This is a genomic window from Rahnella sp. GSA61A (assembly GCF_019969905.1).
Lineage (GTDB): Bacteria > Pseudomonadota > Gammaproteobacteria > Enterobacterales > Enterobacteriaceae > Rahnella > Rahnella aceris.
The window spans coordinates 212,482-233,440 of sequence record NZ_JAHXYO010000007.1 but is presented as its reverse complement, the minus strand read 5'-3'; the positions used below and the strand labels follow the sequence as shown (position 1 = coordinate 233,440).

Genomic DNA, 20,959 nt, shown 5'->3' with positions numbered 1-20,959 from the left:
CAGATCAGGAAAGGAATAATCCGATGAACAGGTATTTTTTGCGTTTTGGGGCAGCATTACTGCTGATGATTGGCATGACTTATCCGACTTTCGCCGCCGTCAATCTGGACCGGACACGCATCATCTATAACGCCAGTGATAAATCCGTCAGCGTGATGCTGGAAAACCAGAGCAAAGATCTACCGTATCTTGCGCAGGTCTGGCTGGAGAACGAGCAGGGCGAAAAAATCACCTCTCCGCTGGTGGCGTTGCCGCCGATGCAGCGCATTGATGCTGGCCAGAAAAGCCAGATCCGCATTTTGCAGTTACCCGAAACCGCCGGTCTGCCGAAAGATCGCGAATCGCTGTTTTACTTTAACGTGCGTGAAGTGCCGCCAAAAAGTGACATGGCGAACGTGATGCAGGTGGCGATCCAAAGCCGCGTGAAGCTGTTTTTCCGTCCGGTGGAGCTCAGGAAGCTGGTGAAAGGTCACTGGCAGGAACAGCTTCAGGTTGCCCGTCTCAGTGATGGGCTAAAACTGACCAATCCGACACCGTTTTATATCACTGTCGGCTATCTGGGCAAAGACAACAAAGGCAATATCCCTGGTTTTGACAGCGTGATGCTCGCACCGTTCGCCAGCGAAAATCTCACCGGCAAGCAGTACGTTAGCCAGCAATACAGTCTGGGTTACATGGATGATTACGGCGGTTTGCAGGTGAACGAGTACAACTGCCAGACACAACAATGTCAGCGCATCAGCAAAGACGCAAAACGCTAAGGAGTGGTGATGGCTGGTATTGACAGATTTCAGGCGGGTCGGATGGTATTTCTCCTGCTGCTGTTGTTTTTTTCCCGCAGTGCACTGGCGCTCGATTGTGTCGAAAAAGGTACCGGTATTGTGGACAAACCGGCTATTCCCGTCGGGCAACTGGCGATCCCGGCGAACGTGCCAGCAGGCACGAAAGTCTGGGAATCCAATGACATCAATGTCACGGCCTATTGCGACAATGTGCTGGGTTCGATCATTGATGTGGTGCATTTCTACTTTAATCCCAAATCACAGTCGATTGGTGAAGGGTTGCTGCTGGGCGTCAGTTACAACGGGCAGGATCTGGAGCAGAACGAACAGCGTCTGAGTACCAACAGTACGCCGATCAAAAAAGGTCAGAATGTGACGGTGAATGTCACGTTCCGTCTGTATATCAAAGTCAGCGGAAATGCGCCTTCCAGCGGACATTATCAGGGGGCCGACCAGTTTACGGTTTTCCAGCTTGACGGCAGCCGCGGGATTAACAAAACGCCGGGCGCAAAAAATCTTAAATACAACCTTTCAGGATTACAGGGGATCCGCTTTCTGGCCTGTGGCTCTGACCTGAAAGTCTATCCTGAGTCTCAGATTGTCGATTTTGGTGCGATTCAAAGTACCACGTTGTCCCGATCGTCCGGCGTTTCACTGCCGTTTGCCATTAAAGCGGTAAAACAAGGGTGCCTTGACAACTTCTCGCTGCAGGCGGAGTTTTCCACCGCCAGCCCACTGCTGGACAACACCGCGATTGACCTGTCCAACGGCGCGAAGCTGATGCTCTATAACGACCAGGATAAAGCCATCACTTTCAACCGCTATGATGACTTTGCTGAGCTGAACAATGTGAATGAAGTCACCAAAAACTTTACGGCAAAACTGAGTGCGATTCCGGGGAAAACGCTTTCTCTCGGGCAGTTTGACGCATCCGTGATCGTCAAGATCAACTACTACTGACGACGGCTTAAGGAAAGGAGGAAGGCTATGCTAAGAACGGCAAAATTGCGGGCGCAGGCGCTCGAGGAACCGGTTTATAAGGTCCAGGCACCGGAGCTCATCGCAGAGACTCACATTCATGCCCTGCTGCAAACCCTGCGTGAAGATGCTGGACTGAGTAAGACAGAACTGGCCAGACGGCTGGGCATCACGCCACCAGCGATTACCCGTCTTGAGAAGCGGCCGGCTCAGGCCAGTTTTTGTACCTTGTCGCGTTACGCCCAGGCTTGCGGGTTTCATCTGTACCTCTACTATAAATAAGTGAGTTGCTAAATGTATTTGTATTCAAAGACTTTTTTTGAATACACACAATGCAATCGGAGACTGGTTGCTTTCAATCAACAGGGTGCTGTTATCGTATTTCTTCAGTACCAGCGTGTCAGTATGGCCGGTCAGAAAAAAACTGTTTATCAGCAGGAGAGACGAAATCTGCCAGTCCATATTGTCTACACTGTCGATATTAATCTGACTGCTGGTGAGCGAATACGTACTGGAGTTTGTGCTAACGTGAATATAGTCATAATAAATGTTTCTCAGCAATGTTTTCCGTTGAATAACAATCCCATTTTTGTCATACAAATAACCCGTTCCACTGAGTGAAACTAAAATTTTGTGGTTGTCAAGAAAACTGAAGTAGAGTGCGGCCACCAGTTTTGCGGTTTGATTATCATATTGTGCTTCTATGATCATATTTCCACGGCAAGGTATATTAACAGGGAATGCTTCCCGGTTCTTTTGGACGAAAAAACCATACAGGGTAAAGAGTAATATAAATACAGCCGGGATGAACGGGAGGAGGATGCTCTTCTTTCCCTGAAAAATACGTTTTCTATCACTGAACATGCGTGGTCCTGTCATTTGTATAATAGCTTATGCAAATGTTAGCTTTATAATTATCATCGGTAATGCACTGCGCCATAAAATCACGTACTGAGCCAGTATTGATGGGCGAGGTAAAACGCTCACTTTGGAATATGAAAATATCTCCTGGTTTGCAGGTAATATTATTTTTTTGCAGAAATGTCTCGGCCAGTTGAATAAATTCGCGCTTACGGGACGAAATGACGGGCGCGGTTGAATACAAATCACAGGCACCCAGCCTGGCAATTTTCAGCTCTGTTTTCGGATCCTGTAAATCGTTGTACATAATGAAAAATGCCCACACAGTCAAGACTGCCGCCACAAGCAGGCTTATCATAAAGCCAGAGGGGCGATTTTTTATCCTCTTTTCAGGTTGCGTTTTTAGCTGAAGTGATGCTGCCGTCGGCGCGATGTTCTCTTCCTTTTGCTCTGTTTCAGTCAGCCGGTTTTCCGGTGTTTTGTTGACCTGCACGTTGTGAACCTGAATTTTCTCCTCAGGAGGTTCATGCATGAGGTAAGGTTCAATAATGATTTCTTTACGGATAGTAAAACCGACCTTGGGCACGGTAACGATAAATTCATCAGGGTAACCCAAAGTGACCACTACTTTGCGTAATTTGCTGACGCAGTGATTAAGATTATTATTACTTGCTATCAGTCCGTAGTCATCCCAAACTTTTTTAAAAAATATTTCACGCTCAACAACGATACCCTGTTGTTCTATTAACAATAATAATATCCTGCGCGCAGGATTAGAAATGGCGATCTTGTTTTCTGAATCACCCGCTAATGAAAGTGTGTTATCTTCAGGGTTGAAGACTATTAGATTTTCAATCAGATAATTCATGTGCATTTCACGCCTCCCTGTTAAGAATATCCTGCCTCCACACATGCTTCATGCAATGAGAACAATGCGCACCCGGCGCGCATTCTTGATTTATATCTCACGCATCAGGTCAGTCAGTATAAACCGTTCTATTTCAAAAACAGATTTCTGTCGTAAATGTTTACAGAGCAGTCGTTCGAAATGTAATGGCGGAAAGCGTGGGGGGAAAAGCATATAAATCACGTACGGATTTTTAGTAGTACGTGATTTTTGATTTATTGCTGCAGATACGGGCCGACAATGTCGATGTGCTGCTGAGAGAAGTCGACAGCAATACGGGCACCCAGAGGAAGCGTTAACATCGGATGGGTATGGCAGCAGTCGAAGCCATCAACCAGCGGAATGTCTTGTCCGTTCAGCACTTCCAGCAGCACATCCGCCGGTTGCCTTCCTGTCCCCGCATTATCGAACAATTCGTGTTTGCCGAGCAGAATAGCGCTCACACGGTCGAAAATTCCGTTCAGTTTCAGCATTGAGAAAGAGCGCTCGATGGTCGCGATATTGTGCAAGCTGTCTTCGATAAACAAAATATCGCCCTGACGGATTTCCGGCATATAAGGGCTGCCCCAGATGCCAGACAACGTATTCAGATTTCCGCCGATGACGCGCCCCTCGATGCGTCCCTTGCCGCGAAAGCGGCAGGTATTGGCGTACAACGTTTTCGCCCTGACCGGCGTGACATCATTCCAGTTGAGTTTTTCGTCCGTCCAGTGCTGCGGTAAAGCATAGCGATAAGGCTCAGAGCGGCGGGTCATCAGGATGTCAGCAAAAGACGCGTAGGTTTCATCAACCAGCGGCGGAAATTCGCCGAAAGAAGCCACCAGCGCCGGACCGTAAAAGGTGATCAATCCTGTTTGCGCATAAATCCCGGCCAGCAATGCGGTCGTGTCGGAATACCCGATGATGATTTTCGGATCAGTACGCAGCGCATCGTAATCCAGATAAGGCAGCAGGGAGTTAGTGTTGTTACCGCCTATCGACGACATTACACAACGCACCTGCGGATCACGGATCAACTGATTCAGTTCTTCGGCACGTGCCTGAATGGAGCCGGAGCGATAGTGATCATATTGTCCGGTCATTGTGCCGGCTTTCAGCACAAATCCTTTATCTTCAAGGAATTTCTTCCCGCGCAGATAACGGTTAGGGGCGGTGGCAGTCACCGGTGATGACGCAGAGAAAAAACCAATGGTATCGCCGGTTTTCAATGCAGGGGGGAACAGCGAAAGTTCTGACGAGGGCATTTTACATCCTATAAATCTGCTCAATGTTCAACCTGCAATGTATCAATTCAATTGCAGGTTGAACAGGGGCCTTACAGGATACACCGGAGGATTAATGACCGGCGGCGATTTCTTCCGCTGGCGCTTTTTTGCCAAACAATTCATTCACTTTGTTCTGGCGTACCAGAATAGCCATTGCAATCACACCGACGATCGCCAGGCCACTTGAGAGGATGAAGGCTGACTGATATCCCCCGCCGTACTGGATTAAAAATCCGGTAATGCTCGGGGATAAAATCCCGGCCAGATTCGCCAGTAAATGCACGAAACCGCCTGCGGTCCCGATACGGTGCGCCGGAACGATATCCTGCAACAATGACCAGCACGCCTGTGGCGTCATATAAGCAAAAATACTGGCGACGGTAATCAGCGCCACGGCGCCTGCGGTGTTGCGGGTATAAGCCGTCATCAGCACACAACCGGCAGCAATAATCAGACCGGCGAAAATCACCGCTTTGCGTGAGAAGAGGAAATTACCGCTACGACGGTAGAGAATATCGGCGACAATCCCGCCGCCAATAAAGCCGGCGGTGGCGCCCAGCCAGGGCAGAATACCGATAATGCTCATGCTCTTAATGTCGAGATGCTGGAAGTCAGTGAGATAGCTTGGCAGCCATGACAGGAAGAAATACTGAATGTAGTTGAAGCAGAAAAAGGCTGCAGCCACCCCCAGCACCGGTTTGGAAAAAACGTAATACCACAAGCTGTGCGCATCATTTCCTCTGGCGCCGTTTGTCACCGGTGTCGCCGGGCGGTCGCTGGCAATCAGACGTTTTTCTTCCTCTGAGACCCGCGGATGCTGTTCTGGCTTATCGCGGAAAAAGGTCATCCATGCCGCCAGCCAGACAAAGCCCAGTGCAGCAATCACCACGAAGGCGATGCGCCAGCCGAAATGCAACCCGACCAGCCCGACAATCGGCGCGGCGATGGCGGCCCCCAGTGGCTGCCCCGCATTGGTGAAGCCGACCGCGCGGCCGACTTCCTTGCGCGGAAACCAGTTGGAAATTGATTTGTTGGTGGTGGTGCCCATCGGGCCTTCGCCGATACCAAACATGACGCGCACGACCAGTAAATGCGCGAAACCGGTGACCAGTGCTGTTGCGCCGCAAAATACGGACCAGAACGCAGCAGCGAAGGCGAAGACTTTTCGCGGGCCAAACTTGTCTGCACTCCACCCGCCAATAAAGCAAAACAGGCAGTAGCCAATAAAGAAGGCGCTGAACAAAATCCCCATCTGGGCATCATTGATATGCAGGTCGCCTTTGATCAGTGGCGCCATCACCGATAACGCCGCGCGGTCGAGATAATTGAGCATGCCGGCAAAGAACAGCAGCAGGGCGATGACCACCCGATAATTGGATTTACGCATGTGCGGCCTCCGCGGTCAGAGAAAGGGTTTTCGAGCTGATGAGGTACTTCTGGATGATGGAAAGTGATGGCTCAAAACCTAGCCCCGGCGTATCCGGCAACAGCATATGCGGTTCAAAATTCAGTTGTGAATAAAGCGTTTCCTGCCACTGAATGTAAGGCACTTCCAGACTCACGCTGTCGTCGAGCGTAGCGACCAGTTGGGCGGTGGCCATCAGGCCGGCACCGTAATAAAAACAGTGCGGAACAACGCGGATGTGGTATTGCTTCGCCAGCGCAAACACTTTCAGCATGGCGGTGATCCCGCCGACTTTACTGACGCTGGGTTGTGCGACGTCAATCGCGCCGTGTTCGAAATGCTCCACAAAGCCCTGAACACCTGCTGCATTCTCGCCTGCGGCAATACGGGTTCCTTGTTTTCGCACTTCCGCCAGACCGGCTAAATCATCCGGTGGCCAGACCGGTTCTTCCAGCCATCCCAGATTCAGAGAACGTAAAGCCTGCGCCTGTTGCGAGGCTTCTGCCACGTTCCACGGACAGTTCACATCAACCATCAGTTCAGCATCGGCAGGCAGTATTTCTCTGGCGGCGGCAATGGCCGGATAAGCCGTTTCATGCAATTTTATGGCGCGGAATCCCGCCTGCCAGGTACTCAGCACTTTTGCCGCCACACGTTCAGGATGATTGCCATAACTGACCAGGCTGGCGTAAACCCCGATTTTTTGACGTTTCGCCCCCAGCAATTGCCAAAGCGGCTGCTTCCATGCTTTCGCCAGCAAATCCCATAGCGCAATATCCACAGCTGAAAGGGCAAACATCACGGGACCGGTGCGCCCGAAAGCATGAAAGTTCACCTCGGCCTGCTGCATCAGTGCAGCAATTTCCTCAGGACTTTCCGGGCAGGTTTGGCCGAGAAAAAATCGCCCGACTAAACCGTTCATCGCGGTTTCGGTGAGCGGATTACAAAGATGACCGAAACCTTCCCCCCAGCCGTGTAAGCCGCTGTCGGTCGTGATTTTGATCAGTAGTGTTTCCATTCTGGTGAGTTCGGGAGATGCCGCGTTATAGGCATCCGCCTGTATCTCTGGTGTTTTATCCCTGTCGCTGCTGAATGGAATCGCAACGCGCAATACCTCAATTTTGGTTATTTTCATGAGACATTCCTGTTTTATAGGGCCTTGAGGAAACTGATCAGGCTAAGGAATCAGTCTAAAACGCAGGGATATGACCGTTAACGGACGTTGGCCTAACTTTTAAGCAGAATTGAACGGGAGTTTTGTGCAAATGAATGAAGGGATGAGAAGTGAATCACGAAAGGGTAAATACGCAAGATTTAAAAAGCAAAAAACCCGCCATAGGCGGGTTTCTTTAAATATGGTGCCCGGACTCGGAATCGAACCAAGGACACAGGGATTTTCAATCCCTGTGTCGAGTTGTTAGATTTCATAAGTGATTGTGGTATATATGTAAATTCGCATCCTGAGATAATTATCAGGTGCCTAAATGCATGTTATACCAGTGATTTCTACCAAGGGTGGGGAAGGTAAATCAACTCAGGCCGCTAATCTTGCCGGCTTTCTAGCCGATGCAGGTTTAAAAGTCCTTCTTATCGATGGAGACTATGCTCAGCCAACTGCGAGTAGCATTTTCTCTCTTTCCTATGAAGCCCCCAAAGGTTTGTATGAATTGCTCATGCAGACTGCAGATCTAAACCAACCTTCGAGTCTCATATCCCACAGCGTCATCAGCGGGCTAGACATCATTATTTCAAACGACCCTCACGCTCAGCTTCCGACTGCCATGCTTCACGCTCCTGATGGTCGTTTACGCTTACGTAACGTTCTTCAGCACCCTCTTTTCCAGTCATACGATGTCATCATCGTCGATTCTCAGGGGGCCCGTTCAATCATGTTGGAACTGATTGTTCTGGCAGCAACGCGAACGGCCGTGGGTGTCGTAAAACCCGTACTTCCTGATGTAAGGGAATTCATTCGCGGGACCATCAATATGATGGAAAACTTGCTGCCTTTTTCAGCCCTAGGTCTGAAACTCCCAGAAATACGCATCCTCATTAACTGTATGAAGTACACCCGCCTTGCTCGTGATACTTACCAGCAACTTGAAGAGATCATCAATGATGGCCGGTATAGCGCGCACAGCGAACAAATCAAAGTCTCGCTGCTCAGCACCTTCATTTATGACCTCGAAATTTATGTTGAAGGTCACGCAGCTGGTCAGCCTGCCCATCGCCTGGAAAAGAAAACCGGCCGAGTAAGCGACTCTGCGTTCGCCACGATGTACAACCTTGCAAGCGAACTTTTCCCTGAATGGAAACCGCAGTTCGACCGCATCGCCTTGAAAGAAATGGAGGCGAAACATGGCTGAATCCAACATGGAAGCCTTGAATGGACTGGTTTCTGTTGAAGCGGAGCAGGGCGTGCTGGGTGGTTTAATGCTCGATAACGATCGTTGGGATGACGTTGCACTTGTCCTTACCGCAGATGATTTTTTCAGTAGGACGCATCAGACATATTTTCGTGAAATGAAGCGCCTGATTGATGCTGGCAAACCAATTGATCTTATCACTCTGACAGACACGCTTGATCAGCAAAAAACGCTGGAGACAGTGGGAGGGTTTGGTTACGCAGCAACGCTCAGTAAAAACACGCCAAGCGCGGCCAATATTGTCGCGTACAGCGAAATTGTTGCGCGTTATAGCAGAGCGCGACAGCTTGCTGCTTTGGGTAACGATCTGAGTCGGGATGTCGCTGCACCCCGTGCAGATATCTCTTGCATCCTCGAGCAGGCTGAAAAACGGATCATTGATATCGCTGAAAAAGCAGAGCCTGAAAAAGGTACCTCCGTAATCGAAGGGTTAGAGCGACTTATCAGCGATTTGGAAATGCGTAATCAGTCAGGTAACGGGATAACCGGAACACCAACAGGTTATGACGATCTTGATACTCGCACATGCGGGCTTCAGGACAGTGATCTTGTGTTGCTGGCTGCACGCCCATCGATGGGTAAAACGGCGTTGGCAATGGGCATGGTGACGGGCGCTCTTGAGCAACATAAGGAAAGTATCGTTCAGGTTTATAGTCTCGAGCAGCCGACTGAACAGCTTCTCATGCGCATGATTTCCTCATTGGGCAATGTAGAGCTTCAACGCCTCAAAAGTGGACTGCTGGAGGATGAGGATTGGGCTCGGATAAGTCATGTTGCTGGCCTAATCGCTAATGACTGGCGGGATAGGCTGATCATTGACGATACCAGCTATTTGACGCCGTCGATGCTTCGAATTCGCGCACGTCGCAGTGCGCGTAAGTACGGTAAACCTTCACTGATTATGCTCGATTACTTACAACTGATGCGGTGCCCCGATCAGGAGAATCGTACGCAGGAAATCGCCGAAATCTCACGTTCTCTTAAGGCGCTGGCGAAAGAAATGAAGTGCCCGGTTTTGGCTCTCTCCCAGCTCAACCGCTCTCTTGAATCCCGTGCAGACAAACGACCAAACAACGGTGATCTACGTGACTCCGGCGCGCTGGAGCAGGATGCTGACGTTATCATGTTTATTTATCGCGATGAGGTCTATAACCCCGACACAGAAGACAAAGGGCTGGCTGAAGTGATCATTGGAAAGCAGAGGCAGGGACCTATTGGGATGGTCACACTCCGTTTTGACAGCCGCTTTACCCGTTTTGAGTCTCTTCGAGCTCCTGCCTTACAAGGAGGAGTTTACCGATGAGCAAGTTCACAAAAATTAATCTTTCTGATGCCATGCTACAGCGCGGTAAATCACCGTCACAGCTCACTACAGGCGATAACGTTTCACCATCAGTTCTTCCTCTTAGTGAAATGCCGATGGTGCTTACATTAGATCAGTTGCGTCCAAATCCTGATAATCCGCGCACGTCGCGCAACCCCCGTTTCGATGATATCAAAACCTCTATTCGCTCGCGTGGATTGGACTCTATTCCCAAAGTAACGCGCGATCCGGATGGTGAAGATGTGTATATCTTCAGCGATGGTGGGAACACCCGTTATCAGATCCTTTGCGAACTCTGGCAGGAGACAGGGGACGATCGTTTCTATCGAATCCAGACCATTGTTAAGCCATGGCCTGGACGTCTCCAGTGCGTGATTGGGCATCTTGCTGAAAACGAAGTTCGCGGTGATCTTACCTACATCGAAAAGGCCTTTGGTATCCATAAAGCCCGGACAATCTGGGAGGAACAGCTCGGCAAGAGTGTCACATTGCGTGAGCTTTCCGATTTGCTTAATCAGCAGGGCTATCCGATACATTTCTCAGGGATTAGCCGGATGGAAGATACCCTGACCTATTTATACCCTTCTATGCCGATTCTTCTTGATTCAGGGCTAAGTCGGTCTCAGGTAACCCCTTTACTTAGTCTGCGTTCGACAGCTGAGAAAACGTGGAAAATATTCGCTCCTGACGTATCGGCTAAACGTGATTTTCATGAGGTTTTCGCCAATACCTGCTGTTTGTTCAATAACCCAGAACTGTACTCCTTTGAGATGTTTCGCGATGAGCTCATTGGCGAGCTTCTCAAAGCATTACCTCACCCATCTCTGAACTATGACCGCTGGCTGATTGAGCTTGACCCGAAAGAGCAGCAGCGTCGAGAGATGTTTGGTGAACCGCCTGCACCGCCCGTAATGAGCCCAGTTCAGGATACGTCCCTATCAGTATTACAAGAAAAAGAAGTGAGGCAGTTCCCACCGCAGCCTGATGATAAAAAGCACTTAACCGGGCTGCGCTCCGGCACGCTGACAGGAACGCATAACCGACCTGAACCAGCTCCGGATAACAATGCTGAAGTAGAGGTTCCAACATTACCGGCTTCTTTGCAGTCTCTTACAGATGGTAGTCAGCTGCGCCCTGCGGAACGAACGGAGACACAGCCAGATCTTTATGGTGGGCCAGCTGTTCTCAGCGGTGAGCCGAGTGGGCAATCAGCATTTAATGATATTAGTTTGTTTTCCGCGTTGTCGGAGTCATCTGATGAGTCTGCTCAGTCGGTGGTTCATGAGTCATCTGTTGCTTTTGCCGCGACGGGGCTTGAGCCGGTCACTGATATCTGGCACATCCCGGTACTACAGGATGATATCGAGCACCTGCAGGACATGGCCTACCGTCTGGCCTTTGAACTCGCAGAGGCTATGGGATGTGAAGAGAGCATTTATGAAGATAAATCTAATCAATCAGCGGGTTACAACGCTTCCGAACAGAGCAGCAATGAGTTCGTCCTGTTCCTGGCGGGCATGACGGGTAATCTTCCGAAGCAGCCCTTCAATATGTTTATGTTCTGCCTGAATTTTTTCGGCTCACCGGTTATCAGCGACCAGCCCGTTTTTGCCGATCAGCACGTCGTTAAAGTTATGCGCCTGATCCGCGTTTTACGTCGCCTGCGTGAGTTACAGCGTGATGCAGCGAAGGGAGGTTCCCATGACCTTTGATCTCAATGATGAAATGGCACAGGCAGTCACGGAGCAGCAGCTCAGGGCAAGTCTGAGTCTTATTCTTGACGAAGTCCGTTCTGATAAACCGTCACATCACTTTTGTGAGGACTGTGGAGCAGCCATCCCGGAAGCGCGCCGTCAGGCGGTTCGTGGCGTCCGTTTTTGCATCGGCTGTCAGGAAGTCCGGGAACATTATCAGCACATTGGTACGGGGAAACGCTATGACAGCCGGAGATAATGAAAAGCTCTTGCGCCGTATCCGTAAGCTTATGGCTTTAGGAACTCGCAATAACAACGCTTATGAGGCCGCGCGCGCTGTGCGTCTTGCACAGATTCTTATGCAGCGACACAACCTCTCACCGCAGGATCTAGTATTCGGCGACGTCCAGGAAGCGGTCAGTTATCAAATTTATTCCGATGCCATCAATATCCCGGGGTGGCTGAATGCACTGGCTGCCGTGGTATGTATGGCCACGGGGTGCCGTTGCTGGTTTAGCTGGCATAACTCCGCCACCCGAACCGGCCAGTCCCGCCGCCGGCGTTCACTGCATTTTTATGGACTGAATGAACGTCCTGAGGTGGGGTTGTACGTGTTCACTGTCCTCTCCCGCCAGCTCAGAGAGGCCACTGATTTGCACATGCACTCAGCCTACCGGCTTAAACGGCTCAAGGTACAAACAAAGCGAAACCGGGCTGACCAGTTTCGTGAGGGTTGGGTAGTGGGAGTTTGGAACGTTCTTGAGTCGTTTGAACCCTCAGAGAAAGAATCGGGAGTTTTGCGGAACTGGCTGACACAGCGATGCGGAAATCAGGCGCTGTCTGAGCTTAATGTAAGGGAGGCACGCAGTTGCCGCGGTGACTCAAAAGCCCGCGAATCAGGCTGGATGGCCGGGCGGCAAGCCCAACTGAGTCAGGGGCTTAATGGTCAGACGTCGCAGTTGAAAGCCTTGTCCGTGATCGGAGGAAAAGATGATGAGTAATGCACTGATTTTCATAGCATGCACTGCCTGCTGGATGACGGATGCTTGGTTACTTGCGGATTTGGGGATGAACGGGGGGGTACTGTGAGCCAAAACTTATCTCAGGCAACGAATGCCATATTGACACATCTCCTTATGGAGCTGAAATCAGGGAATATTCGCCGGTGTGAGTCTTTAGGTATGACGATCGAAGAGGTGCGTCAATTGAGTCAATTGACCGTCGACGACCTGCATTACCTGATGCAAAGCAGCGTGTCGGTACTGAATCTTAGCATCAATCATGACAATTTCTGGATCATCGTTCAGCAGTCCAGAACTGAGCAGAAGCGCATGCAGCGCATTGACCGGGCGTTAGCGCTCGGCGGATCCATCGAGCTGATGCAGACTTACTTTGGTCTCAGCGCGGCAGAGGTCAGTGCCCGGCGTCGTCTCAAAGGAATTGATACCGCCCGTGGGCGTACGCAGGCACCGGATGAAGAGGCGGATGCCGGCATCTGGACGCAGTGGGACGCATCGGGTCTTAATTCTCCAGACTCTCATGACGCACTGGACGTAATGATGCTCGCCGCCGAGCTCCATAATGTCTCACTGACTGCCGTCTGGACGCGCGTAACCACATGGTGTCGTGAACGTGAACGTAAGGGCAATAAACGGGAGGCGGTATGACTGAGCTTCTCGATTTCAACCCGCGTCAGCACATCACCCCTGCGGTGCGTCGTAAAGCAATAGGGATGGTGAACTCTCTTGAGAGCGGCCAAAAGGTATGCAAGCGTCTGGATGTAAAAGGCTATCTCAAAATTGATATCGGTCCATTCTGGCGGATGCTTAGCAAAGACGGCGGGCACCGCTGGTTCCTGATGAATCACGAGACATATAACCGTGAAATCAGGAAATAACGCAGAAGGTTAAGCACAGTTTTACGATGACGCACACATCCAGGAACGGGGCCTTTATGGCCCCGCAGTGCTGTCACTGTCATGTATCAAGAGGACGCGAGATGGGATTACCGCCAGACAGTATCGTAGAGTTTACGCTGTCACGAATGCAGAACAGCCTTGCCAGCAGAACGCCGGAAAATGACGTCACCAGCGAACGCAGCGGCCTGCTTTTCCTGGGCAACGTGCATGATGCTTTTCCACGTCAGCTGTTTATGGATACGCGTCTTTCGCCGCTGGATAAAACGGCGTGGGTAATGATCCGCCTCTATGCGCAGCAAAATGAGGGCGCGGTGTTTCCTACCTACGATGAATTGCAACTCCAGCTCGCTTCGCCTCATGCGGAAAAGGCGTCCCGCGAAACCATCAGCAGAGTGCTTCTCATGCTAAGGATAACCGGCTGGCTGAGCCTGTGTAAGCGCGTCCGTGATGCGCGCGGTCGCGTAAGGGGAAACATTTATGCCCAGCACGATGAACCGCTCAGTTGCCGTGATGCGGAAACCTTTGATCCCGGTTGGCTTGACCTTGTTGCATCGAGCTGCCAGCACCGTAATAAGGCAGTTCGCTTGACGGCCATGGCCGTGCTTGCCGACATTAAGAATGACCCCACCATGCGTCACCGTCATTCGCGTTTGGCCATGATTGAAAGTCGGCTCGGTTCGCCATCAGCGCCGCGGGAGATGGCTAGCCTACGCCGTGCTTATCAGCCGGGTTCGGTTCCCGAACTCAGTATAAAAAACGCAGAAAAGCATTATGAGATACCGGGTTCGGATACCGAACTCAGTGAAAAAGAGGGGAGCGTTGAACCGGGTTCGGATACCGAACTCAGTCTAAAATCAGCAAGTTACGCCGGAGTTCGGAAATCGAACTGTAACGTACGTATTTTCACACAAGGTGTGAATAAAAAAACGTACGTACCGGATGAGAACGGTGGTAAGGGCTTGTCGGTACCGGAACTGCCTGAGTCGCTGACCAGCAAGATATCAACGGAGGATGCGGCAGCGCTGTCTGCTCAGTTGGCTGCCTTGCCTGAGCCGGAGTCTTCTGCGCTTATGGGTATGCTGAAAAAACAGCTGCGTAAGGGCCAGTTAACCAACCCTATGGGCTGGATGCTGGCCATGCTCAAACGGGCCCGTGATGGACAACTTGTGATGCCCGACGCTGTCACTTCGTCCCAGACTGTCGGACAGGCAAACGCCGCCTTATCACCGATGCCAGTATTTCAACGGCCTGCACAACGGGCCTCTGCCGAAAGTGTTTCAAGCGTTATCGCTGACATTCGGAATGCGATGTTGCGGGGCACAGAGGTGGTTAAAAAGTAATCTTGTTGCGGCCCGCAACAAGATTAAAAAATAGCCAGATATTTTAGTGGTTCCATAAAGCGATTAATAATTATCGCTGGTCGCCTAAAAAATAACCTTGTTGCGGGGCGCAACAAGGTCAAAAAATGCACATTAACCTATTTCGGAACCGGCCTTGGGATGGTGTGGCCTTATATTCAGAAAATGAATGAAGACTTTTACGTTGTTGGGACCTCTGTATTTTCAGGACTATCAGCTCCTTCTTAACTGATAAGACGGTGACAACGATGGCGGATAATACCGAGAAAAGAACGGGTGCATTGCACTCAGAGTTGAAAATTGAACTCCACAGCCACTATGCGATTGGGTTATGGCAGGGCAGGCGAGCAGAGAAAGGGGTAGAGGGGAGTAAAGGCAAGCCTGCCATCATGGGAATGCCGCGTTTTCTCAGTCTGGCATCCAAAATCAATCAGGACTCTCTTACGAATAATCCTTGGGCAGATGCCACAATGTGGACGATGGAGGTGAAGCTCAATGCCGCGAATAAAAAGATGCAGTCGCTGATCGAAGGTCTTGAAAAAGACATGCAATGGTTACCGAAAGGGGCAACGTTAAGTGAGGCTTCCGTTTCTGAACCCCTTGATATCCGGGTGTTCAGTAATACCCCCCTTGGTTACCGCTGTGTTTTTCTGCTTCTTGGTTTTGATCAGTTTGCCAAGCAGGTCCTTCAGGCTTCGCACTATGGAATGATTTCACGTCAACAACGTTACGACATGTTAAGTGAAGGAAGTCGCCTCCTTCGTGAGATTTATGGTACTGCGATGAGTTATCGCTCAGTAAATGTTTCCAGGCAGGACGCAGTCGAAAATAACCCTGTTTGGAAGCAGGCCGTTTTGGAGCTTGGTGAACCTGATGTTGACGTGCTGCTGGGTAACCATCGGTCTGCTTTCTCCCCGCCCGTTAATGAGGCCAGTGTTAACCTCCTGCGAATCCGCTACCGGGCTAATAATAGCGATAATGCTAAATAAAGGAGGGAGAATGCGCCTATTCCTTTGTGAAAAACCCTCTCAGGGGAGGGACATCGCTGCCATAGTCGGTGCCACGAAAAGAGGCACCGGCTTCCTTCAGGGGTCTGGGGTGACGGTCACCTGGGCAGTTGGCCATTTACTCGAAAACGCCTCTCCGGAGGCGTATGGTCAGCAGTTCGGGAAACCCTGGAACATTTCAGCCCTTCCGATATTGCCGGCACAGTGGCAAATGACAGTGAAGAAGGACACGGAAGATCAGTTTAAGACAATCGCAAAATTATTGAAGCAGGTTGATGAAGTGGTGATAGCCACCGACGCAGACCGGGAAGGCGAAGTCATTGCCCGGGAGTTGCTGGACTTTTGCCAGTGGCGGGGACCGGTAAACCGGCTATGGCTATCAGCGCTGGATGAACAGAGTATTCGTGATGGGCTCAATCACATCAAACCCGGTAACGAGACTCAGGCTTTATACTATGCGGGACTGGGGCGCGCCCGTGCTGACTGGTTGACGGGTATGAATCTTACCCGCCTATATACATTAAAGGCCCGTGAAAAAGGGTTTGACGGGGTGCTGTCGGTAGGTCGGGTACAGACACCGACGCTGGCACTTCTGGTAACCCGGGACAGAGAGATTGCCGCTTTTGTCCCGAAACCCTACTGGCAGGTCAGTGCGGTTTTGCATGCGGGTGATGTGACGTTTGCTGCCCAGTGGGTACCTGCGAAAATGTACACCGACGAGGAAAAACGCTGTGTCCATCAGGGCATTGCCCAACAGGTGGCCCAACTGTGCCGTCAGACGGGGCAGGCTCAGGTTCTTGAGCAGGAGAAAAAGCGTGAGACACAAGCTGCTCCGCTGGCCTTTTCGTTAGGTGCTTTGCAGCAGGCCTGTGGGAAACTCTGGGAAATGTCACCTCAGCAGGTGCTTGATACCGCCCAAAGTTTGTATGAGACCCATAAGGCCACGACCTACCCCCGTACCGACTGTGGTTTTTTGCCGGAGTCGATGCGTGAAGAAATCCCTCAGGTACTTGCCGCCCTGGCCAAAACTGACCCTTCCCTCACACCTGTGATTGCAACCCTGGATCCCCGTTTTGCTTCACGTATATGGAATGATAAAAAGCTCACGGCTCACCACGGGATCATTCCGACTAAGCATGCCTGCGACCTGGGAAAAATGAATGACGCAGAGAAGCGGGTGTATGAACTCATTCGTCGCCACTACCTCGCCCAGTTCCTTCCTTTGCACGAGAGCGATGTGACACGCCTGGACCTCAGCATCGGGGGACAGCTTTTTCGTACAACTGGCCGGGTGGTCGTAGTGCCCGGTTGGAAAATATTGTTTAACTCAGTCACTGACGGGAAAGAGAACACCGGGGACGAGCAGGACAACGCGCTCCCCGCGCTGAACAAAGGGGATATGTGCACAGTGACGGCTGCTGAGGTGAAGAGTCTTAAAACGAAAGCACCGCTGCATTTCACGTTCGATACGCTGATAGCCGCGATGATGAACGCGGCGTCTTACGTGACAGATTTGCAGTTAAAAAAGGTCCTGAAAGAGAATGCGGGTCTGGGAACAGAAGCGACCCGCGCCGGTATCATCGACACGCTCCTGAAGCGGGGATATATCGTCATTAAGGGCCGCTATCTGCGGGCCACCGAAGTGGCGATGGATCTGATAGATGCCTTGCCTGCCCATTTGAAAGAGCCGGGTATGACAGCACTATGGGAGCAGGCGCTCGATGAGGTTGCTGCAGGTCGGATGCGACTGGAAGACTTTATGGCGCGACAGACGGGCTGGACTCGACAACTCGTTTCTCAGGGGCAGGTTCAAAATGTCACTATCCGCGTGCCCCCGACCCCGCAATGCCCCCTTTGTGGCAGTAAAACCCGGCTGAGGCACGGCGAGAAAGGGACGTTTTACAGCTGTGAGAAATACCCGGCATGCAAAGGCGTCGTCAACGCCACTGACCAGGCGAAGAAAAAGCCTTCTAAGCCTAAGTCCCGTAAGTCAAAGCAGAATTAACCGATTGCGGGTGGGGCATGTATTTTGCTATGTTTCTCGTGGCTCTGAAGCCGCACCCCGTGACTGCGGTCTGCCAGAATGCTACATGCATTGCGTTCTGGCCGAACAGTCTGACAGACCGCTCCCACACCTGAGAGAAGAGTCTGTAAGGCACATAACCTCCGTGAAAACCGTGCCGGGCCCTGAACATGCCCCGGAGCTGCTGTGCAAACAGCTTAACCTCAGATCGATGGTGCAGATCGCAATGGCGGTACCTTAGGGTGCCGCTGTTTATTTATGCCTCCCCATTTTCAATTTTTTAGACCCGCTATATTGACTTCTCCCCGCCGCGGTTTAAAACTGAACAGGCCAATCGTTGTCTCTGACAACTGCCAATGTTCCGGTGATTTGAGAGGAACGCCTTCGGGTAATCACATGCCAATGCCATCATGACCTGAGAGATGGCGCTTTCGGGCGGTTACGTTAAATCTGTTAACCTTTGTAAACAGAGACCTTCGGGTTAAGGCCACCTTCACAAATTCAGCCAGTCAGTGACCTCGTTACTGACTTCCCTGCGGGAAACACTCTCCCGCACGGGATGATTGTTTCTCCGCTACCTGTTTATTTTCACTCCGGAGAGAGCATCATGACTGCTACTGCAAATACCCCTTCTTCAAACAACGCTTCACATTCTTCCTCTCAGCCTAAGGCTGAATATTTCAATCTCAATGTTACCGGCATCGGATACCTTAAAAACATCCGCAAAGTGGCTGGCACCACCGGTGAATTCACCTGTGCCGTTATTAATGCCCTGACCGGCCCGACAGACAATGCGTCATACACCCGTTTTGACGTGACTGTTGCAGGCAAGGAAAGTGTTTCGCTCATCAATCGCTGCCAAAAGTCAGTGGATGAAGAGAAACAGGTGCTGATTGGTTTTGTCCTGAGCGGTCTTACTGCTGACGTATTTACCTTGTCTAAAGGAGATCACGCCGGTGAAAGTCGCCCAAGCTTAAAAGCCCGGCTTATTGCGGTCGAGTGGATAAAGATTGGTGGCGAGATCGTGTTCAAGTCCGAAAAACCGACCTCTACTCCGCCGGGACAGAATGTAGAGCAGCTGAAAAGCTACGCTGACAATTCATTCTGACCTGACACGGATACACACCCAGCTGGAACACACCAGCGGGTGTGTTCCTCTCACCTATTTTAAGAGGAATTCAATATGTCCAGTCGCGGCGTAAACAAAGTTATCCTGATCGGTTTTTTAGGGCAGGAACCTGAAGTTCGTTATCTTCCAAACGGTATGGCAGTGACGAACATTTCATTGGCCACGTCTGAATCCTGGCGTGATAAACAATCAGGCGAAGAGAAAGAGCGTATTGAATGGCACCGAGTGGTGTTGTTTGGCAAGCTTGCTGAAATCGCCGGAGAATACCTGCATAAAGGTTCTCAGGTTTACATCGAAGGCCAGTTGCAAACCCGTAAGTGGACTGACAATGCAGGGGTCGAACGCTGGACAACTGAAATCGTGGTCAAACAGCAGGGCACTATGCAGATGCTGGGCAGCAGCAATCGCACCAACACCAGTGGAAGTGGTCAGCCTGCAAATAAACAGCATTCTGCTGCAGCGCCTGCGAGCGGGACACCTCAGTCACAGTCAGCGCCGCAGTCTATGGGCAATGAACCGCCGATGGATTTTGATGACGACATCCCGTTCCTTGGTTATGGATATGGAGTATGTCGCGGCGCGCTTTACGGTATTTCCTGAGCAGTATTTTTACTCATTGCTTGTAAGCATCCACCCTGTGGGGAGAACTCCCCCAGGGAGATTCTCCTTTTTTATCGGAGAATATTTATGACTCACTTTAACCCTCAGTTTATCCACACGCCTTACGAACCCGGCGTTTCGCTTCGTGCCGATGTCTATGCTCGTCAGTTTTCGGTCGTTGTCGCAGGTACTACAACGTATCCGGAAGATGATCTTAACTGCGGGACTTACACCCGTGAAGAGACATACAGTGTTTGCACCGGTGCGACGCTGAGTGAGGTTATCACTCAGATTACTGAAATCAGTCAGCGGAGAGCCTGGGCTTTCCGGGACGAGGAGAAAGACTACTATGACGCTGAGTTAGGTCATGATTGTGGTCCGGTAAGCTTCTTTGCTCAGTCTGTTTGCATCAATGACAGACTGGGTCGAAAAGTCCTCGGAGGGTGTATCCGGAACGGTAAAATTTTCTGGATCATCCCGGTAAAAGACAACGCTGCGGCAGCAAAACTTCATCAACAATGTGATGCCTTGCTCGCCGAAGCCGCTTTTGAAAGCGGGTGGGATAATTTTTCTACAGCTAAAACGCTAAGGCGTGAGGCCAGACAGCTTCTTCTCGCCGATGTAGCCCCTTTTTGGCGTCAGCATCCGGAAGTGTTAGCCCTTATGGAACCTGAACTTTTTGATGTTCAGGACCCGGAGGTTTTAGCCGCTTACGCTGTATGAAGCCTTGTGTACATTACTCTTCGCCAGTTTTGACTGGCGTTCGTTTCTCTGACAGACTCACCTTATCGAAGGTAAAGTGCGCTGTTGGCGGAGGACACTATGACTAACCGTTATAATACTGATTTTTATGGCTGGACTAAGGAGCAGGCAGATTTGCTGCGTTCCGGGAGCCTGGGTCAGTTAGATACACAGAACCTTCTGGAGGAAATCGAGAGCATGGGCAATAGCCAACGAAGCGAGCTGGAGTCACGCCTTGAGGTTTTGTTCCTTCATCTTCTTAAGTGGGCTTTCCAGCCTTCCCATCGAGGTCGCAGCTGGCAACTGACCATTGCAGAGCAACGTCGTAAAGTTGCGCGTCGTCTTTCAAAAAGTCCAAGCTTAAAGCGTGAGCTGGATGAGATGACGACAGACGCTTACGGCGATGCCATTTTGTCTGCAGCAAGAGAAACAGGGATGGATGAAAACACGTTCCCAAAATCATGTCCGTGGTCGTTTGAACAGATCATGGACAGTGAATTTTATCCTGATTAACCCCATCAGTTTTTCTGCACGAAACGCC

At 50.8% G+C, this 20,959-nt stretch carries 21 protein-coding genes and 1 pseudogene; 17 read left to right on the top strand and 5 right to left on the bottom strand.

What is annotated here, in order from left to right; all coding sequences use genetic code 11:
• Window positions 1–23: 23 nt before the first annotated feature.
• Genes LC431_RS11990 through LC431_RS11980 form a run of 3 tightly spaced genes read left to right on the top strand, consistent with a single transcriptional unit; the run spans window position 24 to window position 2,042 of the window.
• On the top strand, window positions 24–761 hold the full coding sequence (locus tag LC431_RS11990) for a molecular chaperone (RefSeq protein WP_014411545.1): 738 nt from the start codon (window positions 24–26) through the stop codon (window positions 759–761).
• 9 nt (window positions 762–770) lie between these two features.
• Window positions 771–1,742, top strand: a complete 972-nt coding sequence (locus LC431_RS11985) for a fimbrial protein (RefSeq protein ID WP_013573727.1) — start codon at window positions 771–773, stop codon at window positions 1,740–1,742.
• Window positions 1,743–1,769: 27 nt separating this feature from the next.
• On the top strand, window positions 1,770–2,042 hold the full coding sequence (locus LC431_RS11980; RefSeq protein WP_013573728.1) for a helix-turn-helix domain-containing protein: 273 nt from the start codon (window positions 1,770–1,772) through the stop codon (window positions 2,040–2,042).
• 24 nt (window positions 2,043–2,066) lie between these two features.
• On the opposite strand, the gene LC431_RS11975 is transcribed toward LC431_RS11980, so the two are convergent.
• The 5 genes from LC431_RS11975 to LC431_RS11955 all read right to left on the bottom strand — a co-directional run bounded on the left by LC431_RS11975 (window position 2,067) and on the right by LC431_RS11955 (window position 7,333).
• Window positions 2,067–2,624 (bottom strand): FidL-like protein, encoded by a 558-nt coding sequence (locus tag LC431_RS11975; RefSeq protein WP_013573729.1) that lies wholly within the window; start codon window positions 2,622–2,624, stop codon window positions 2,067–2,069.
• The gene (locus LC431_RS11970; protein ID WP_223509895.1) at window positions 2,614–3,489 is read right to left on the bottom strand and encodes a winged helix-turn-helix domain-containing protein; all 876 of its coding nucleotides are present in this window, start codon (window positions 3,487–3,489) and stop codon (window positions 2,614–2,616) included. The genes LC431_RS11975 and LC431_RS11970 overlap by 11 nt, the downstream gene beginning before the upstream one ends.
• 254 nt (window positions 3,490–3,743) lie before the next feature.
• On the bottom strand, window positions 3,744–4,772 hold the full coding sequence (locus LC431_RS11965) for a S66 peptidase family protein (RefSeq protein WP_112197558.1): 1,029 nt from the start codon (window positions 4,770–4,772) through the stop codon (window positions 3,744–3,746).
• A 91-nt stretch (window positions 4,773–4,863) separates the two neighbouring features.
• Window positions 4,864–6,180, bottom strand: a complete 1,317-nt coding sequence (locus tag LC431_RS11960) for an MFS transporter (RefSeq protein ID WP_223509893.1) — start codon at window positions 6,178–6,180, stop codon at window positions 4,864–4,866.
• Window positions 6,173–7,333: a mandelate racemase/muconate lactonizing enzyme family protein gene (locus LC431_RS11955; protein ID WP_126124598.1), complete on the bottom strand. Its 1,161-nt coding sequence runs from the start codon at window positions 7,331–7,333 to the stop codon at window positions 6,173–6,175. Before LC431_RS11955 ends, LC431_RS11960 begins: the two co-directional genes overlap by 8 nt.
• 349 nt (window positions 7,334–7,682) lie before the next feature.
• Here LC431_RS11955 and LC431_RS11950 point away from each other — a divergent pair.
• From LC431_RS11950 to LC431_RS11885, 14 genes and pseudogenes are all read left to right on the top strand, one after another.
• Window positions 7,683–8,584, top strand: a pseudogene (locus LC431_RS11950) (ParA family protein).
• The gene (gene dnaB-PI / locus LC431_RS11945; RefSeq protein ID WP_223509891.1) at window positions 8,557–9,927 is read left to right on the top strand and encodes an SPI-7-type island replicative DNA helicase; all 1,371 of its coding nucleotides are present in this window, start codon (window positions 8,557–8,559) and stop codon (window positions 9,925–9,927) included. Before LC431_RS11950 ends, dnaB-PI begins: the two are co-directional and overlap by 28 nt.
• Window positions 9,924–11,660, top strand: coding sequence for a ParB family protein (locus LC431_RS11940; RefSeq protein WP_223509890.1), 1,737 nt, complete (start codon window positions 9,924–9,926; stop codon window positions 11,658–11,660). Before dnaB-PI ends, LC431_RS11940 begins: the two co-directional genes overlap by 4 nt.
• Window positions 11,650–11,901 carry a TraR/DksA C4-type zinc finger protein gene (locus tag LC431_RS11935; RefSeq protein ID WP_072270529.1) on the top strand — a complete coding sequence of 84 codons (252 nt, stop codon included), beginning with the start codon at window positions 11,650–11,652 and terminating at the stop codon, window positions 11,899–11,901. The genes LC431_RS11940 and LC431_RS11935 overlap by 11 nt, the downstream gene beginning before the upstream one ends.
• The gene (locus tag LC431_RS11930) at window positions 11,885–12,643 is read left to right on the top strand and encodes a DUF2786 domain-containing protein (protein ID WP_060435769.1); all 759 of its coding nucleotides are present in this window, start codon (window positions 11,885–11,887) and stop codon (window positions 12,641–12,643) included. The genes LC431_RS11935 and LC431_RS11930 overlap by 17 nt, the downstream gene beginning before the upstream one ends.
• Window positions 12,644–12,727: 84 nt before the next feature.
• Window positions 12,728–13,309 (top strand): DUF2857 domain-containing protein, encoded by a 582-nt coding sequence (locus LC431_RS11925; RefSeq protein ID WP_060435768.1) that lies wholly within the window; start codon window positions 12,728–12,730, stop codon window positions 13,307–13,309.
• Window positions 13,306–13,539, top strand: coding sequence for a hypothetical protein (locus LC431_RS11920; protein WP_060435758.1), 234 nt, complete (start codon window positions 13,306–13,308; stop codon window positions 13,537–13,539). Before LC431_RS11925 ends, LC431_RS11920 begins: the two co-directional genes overlap by 4 nt.
• A 101-nt stretch (window positions 13,540–13,640) precedes the next feature.
• Window positions 13,641–14,900, top strand: a complete 1,260-nt coding sequence (locus LC431_RS11915) for an STY4528 family pathogenicity island replication protein (RefSeq protein ID WP_217147401.1) — start codon at window positions 13,641–13,643, stop codon at window positions 14,898–14,900.
• Window positions 14,901–15,166: 266 nt separating this feature from the next.
• Window positions 15,167–15,907, top strand: coding sequence for a PFL_4669 family integrating conjugative element protein (locus tag LC431_RS11910; RefSeq protein WP_223509889.1), 741 nt, complete (start codon window positions 15,167–15,169; stop codon window positions 15,905–15,907).
• Window positions 15,908–15,917: 10 nt separating this feature from the next.
• Window positions 15,918–17,930 carry a DNA topoisomerase III gene (locus tag LC431_RS11905; protein WP_223509888.1) on the top strand — a complete coding sequence of 671 codons (2,013 nt, stop codon included), beginning with the start codon at window positions 15,918–15,920 and terminating at the stop codon, window positions 17,928–17,930.
• A 625-nt stretch (window positions 17,931–18,555) separates the two neighbouring features.
• Window positions 18,556–19,056: an STY4534 family ICE replication protein gene (locus LC431_RS11900; protein WP_223509887.1), complete on the top strand. Its 501-nt coding sequence runs from the start codon at window positions 18,556–18,558 to the stop codon at window positions 19,054–19,056.
• Window positions 19,057–19,131: 75 nt separating this feature from the next.
• Window positions 19,132–19,677 carry a single-stranded DNA-binding protein gene (locus LC431_RS11895; RefSeq protein WP_223509886.1) on the top strand — a complete coding sequence of 182 codons (546 nt, stop codon included), beginning with the start codon at window positions 19,132–19,134 and terminating at the stop codon, window positions 19,675–19,677.
• Window positions 19,678–19,764: 87 nt separating this feature from the next.
• Window positions 19,765–20,400, top strand: a complete 636-nt coding sequence (locus LC431_RS11890) for a hypothetical protein (RefSeq protein ID WP_223509885.1) — start codon at window positions 19,765–19,767, stop codon at window positions 20,398–20,400.
• A gap of 99 nt (window positions 20,401–20,499) precedes the next feature.
• Complete coding sequence (locus LC431_RS11885) at window positions 20,500–20,931, top strand: DUF29 domain-containing protein (RefSeq protein WP_047609022.1); 432 nt, start codon at window positions 20,500–20,502, stop codon at window positions 20,929–20,931.
• Window positions 20,932–20,959: the final 28 nt, after the last annotated feature.

What these genes read in the sequence shown, in the direction of transcription:
- LC431_RS11935 (WP_072270529.1), top strand. Translation starts at nt 11,650, where the DNA reads ATGACCTTTGATCTCAATGATGAAATGGCACAGGCAGTCACGGAGCAG.
- LC431_RS11915 (WP_217147401.1), top strand. Translation starts at nt 13,641, where the DNA reads ATGGGATTACCGCCAGACAGTATCGTAGAGTTTACGCTGTCACGAATG.
- LC431_RS11895 (WP_223509886.1), top strand. Translation starts at nt 19,132, where the DNA reads ATGTCCAGTCGCGGCGTAAACAAAGTTATCCTGATCGGTTTTTTAGGG.
- LC431_RS11990 (WP_014411545.1), top strand. Translation starts at nt 24, where the DNA reads ATGAACAGGTATTTTTTGCGTTTTGGGGCAGCATTACTGCTGATGATT.
- LC431_RS11885 (WP_047609022.1), top strand. Translation starts at nt 20,500, where the DNA reads ATGACTAACCGTTATAATACTGATTTTTATGGCTGGACTAAGGAGCAG.
- LC431_RS11955 (WP_126124598.1), bottom strand. Translation starts at nt 7,333, where the DNA reads ATGAAAATAACCAAAATTGAGGTATTGCGCGTTGCGATTCCATTCAGC.
- LC431_RS11920 (WP_060435758.1), top strand. Translation starts at nt 13,306, where the DNA reads ATGACTGAGCTTCTCGATTTCAACCCGCGTCAGCACATCACCCCTGCG.
- LC431_RS11980 (WP_013573728.1), top strand. Translation starts at nt 1,770, where the DNA reads ATGCTAAGAACGGCAAAATTGCGGGCGCAGGCGCTCGAGGAACCGGTT.
- LC431_RS11985 (WP_013573727.1), top strand. Translation starts at nt 771, where the DNA reads ATGGCTGGTATTGACAGATTTCAGGCGGGTCGGATGGTATTTCTCCTG.
- LC431_RS11970 (WP_223509895.1), bottom strand. Translation starts at nt 3,489, where the DNA reads ATGAATTATCTGATTGAAAATCTAATAGTCTTCAACCCTGAAGATAAC.
- LC431_RS11965 (WP_112197558.1), bottom strand. Translation starts at nt 4,772, where the DNA reads ATGCCCTCGTCAGAACTTTCGCTGTTCCCCCCTGCATTGAAAACCGGC.
- LC431_RS11900 (WP_223509887.1), top strand. Translation starts at nt 18,556, where the DNA reads ATGACTGCTACTGCAAATACCCCTTCTTCAAACAACGCTTCACATTCT.
- LC431_RS11930 (WP_060435769.1), top strand. Translation starts at nt 11,885, where the DNA reads ATGACAGCCGGAGATAATGAAAAGCTCTTGCGCCGTATCCGTAAGCTT.
- LC431_RS11975 (WP_013573729.1), bottom strand. Translation starts at nt 2,624, where the DNA reads ATGTTCAGTGATAGAAAACGTATTTTTCAGGGAAAGAAGAGCATCCTC.
- LC431_RS11960 (WP_223509893.1), bottom strand. Translation starts at nt 6,180, where the DNA reads ATGCGTAAATCCAATTATCGGGTGGTCATCGCCCTGCTGCTGTTCTTT.
- LC431_RS11890 (WP_223509885.1), top strand. Translation starts at nt 19,765, where the DNA reads ATGACTCACTTTAACCCTCAGTTTATCCACACGCCTTACGAACCCGGC.
- LC431_RS11910 (WP_223509889.1), top strand. Translation starts at nt 15,167, where the DNA reads ATGGCGGATAATACCGAGAAAAGAACGGGTGCATTGCACTCAGAGTTG.
- dnaB-PI (WP_223509891.1), top strand. Translation starts at nt 8,557, where the DNA reads ATGGCTGAATCCAACATGGAAGCCTTGAATGGACTGGTTTCTGTTGAA.
- LC431_RS11905 (WP_223509888.1), top strand. Translation starts at nt 15,918, where the DNA reads ATGCGCCTATTCCTTTGTGAAAAACCCTCTCAGGGGAGGGACATCGCT.
- LC431_RS11940 (WP_223509890.1), top strand. Translation starts at nt 9,924, where the DNA reads ATGAGCAAGTTCACAAAAATTAATCTTTCTGATGCCATGCTACAGCGC.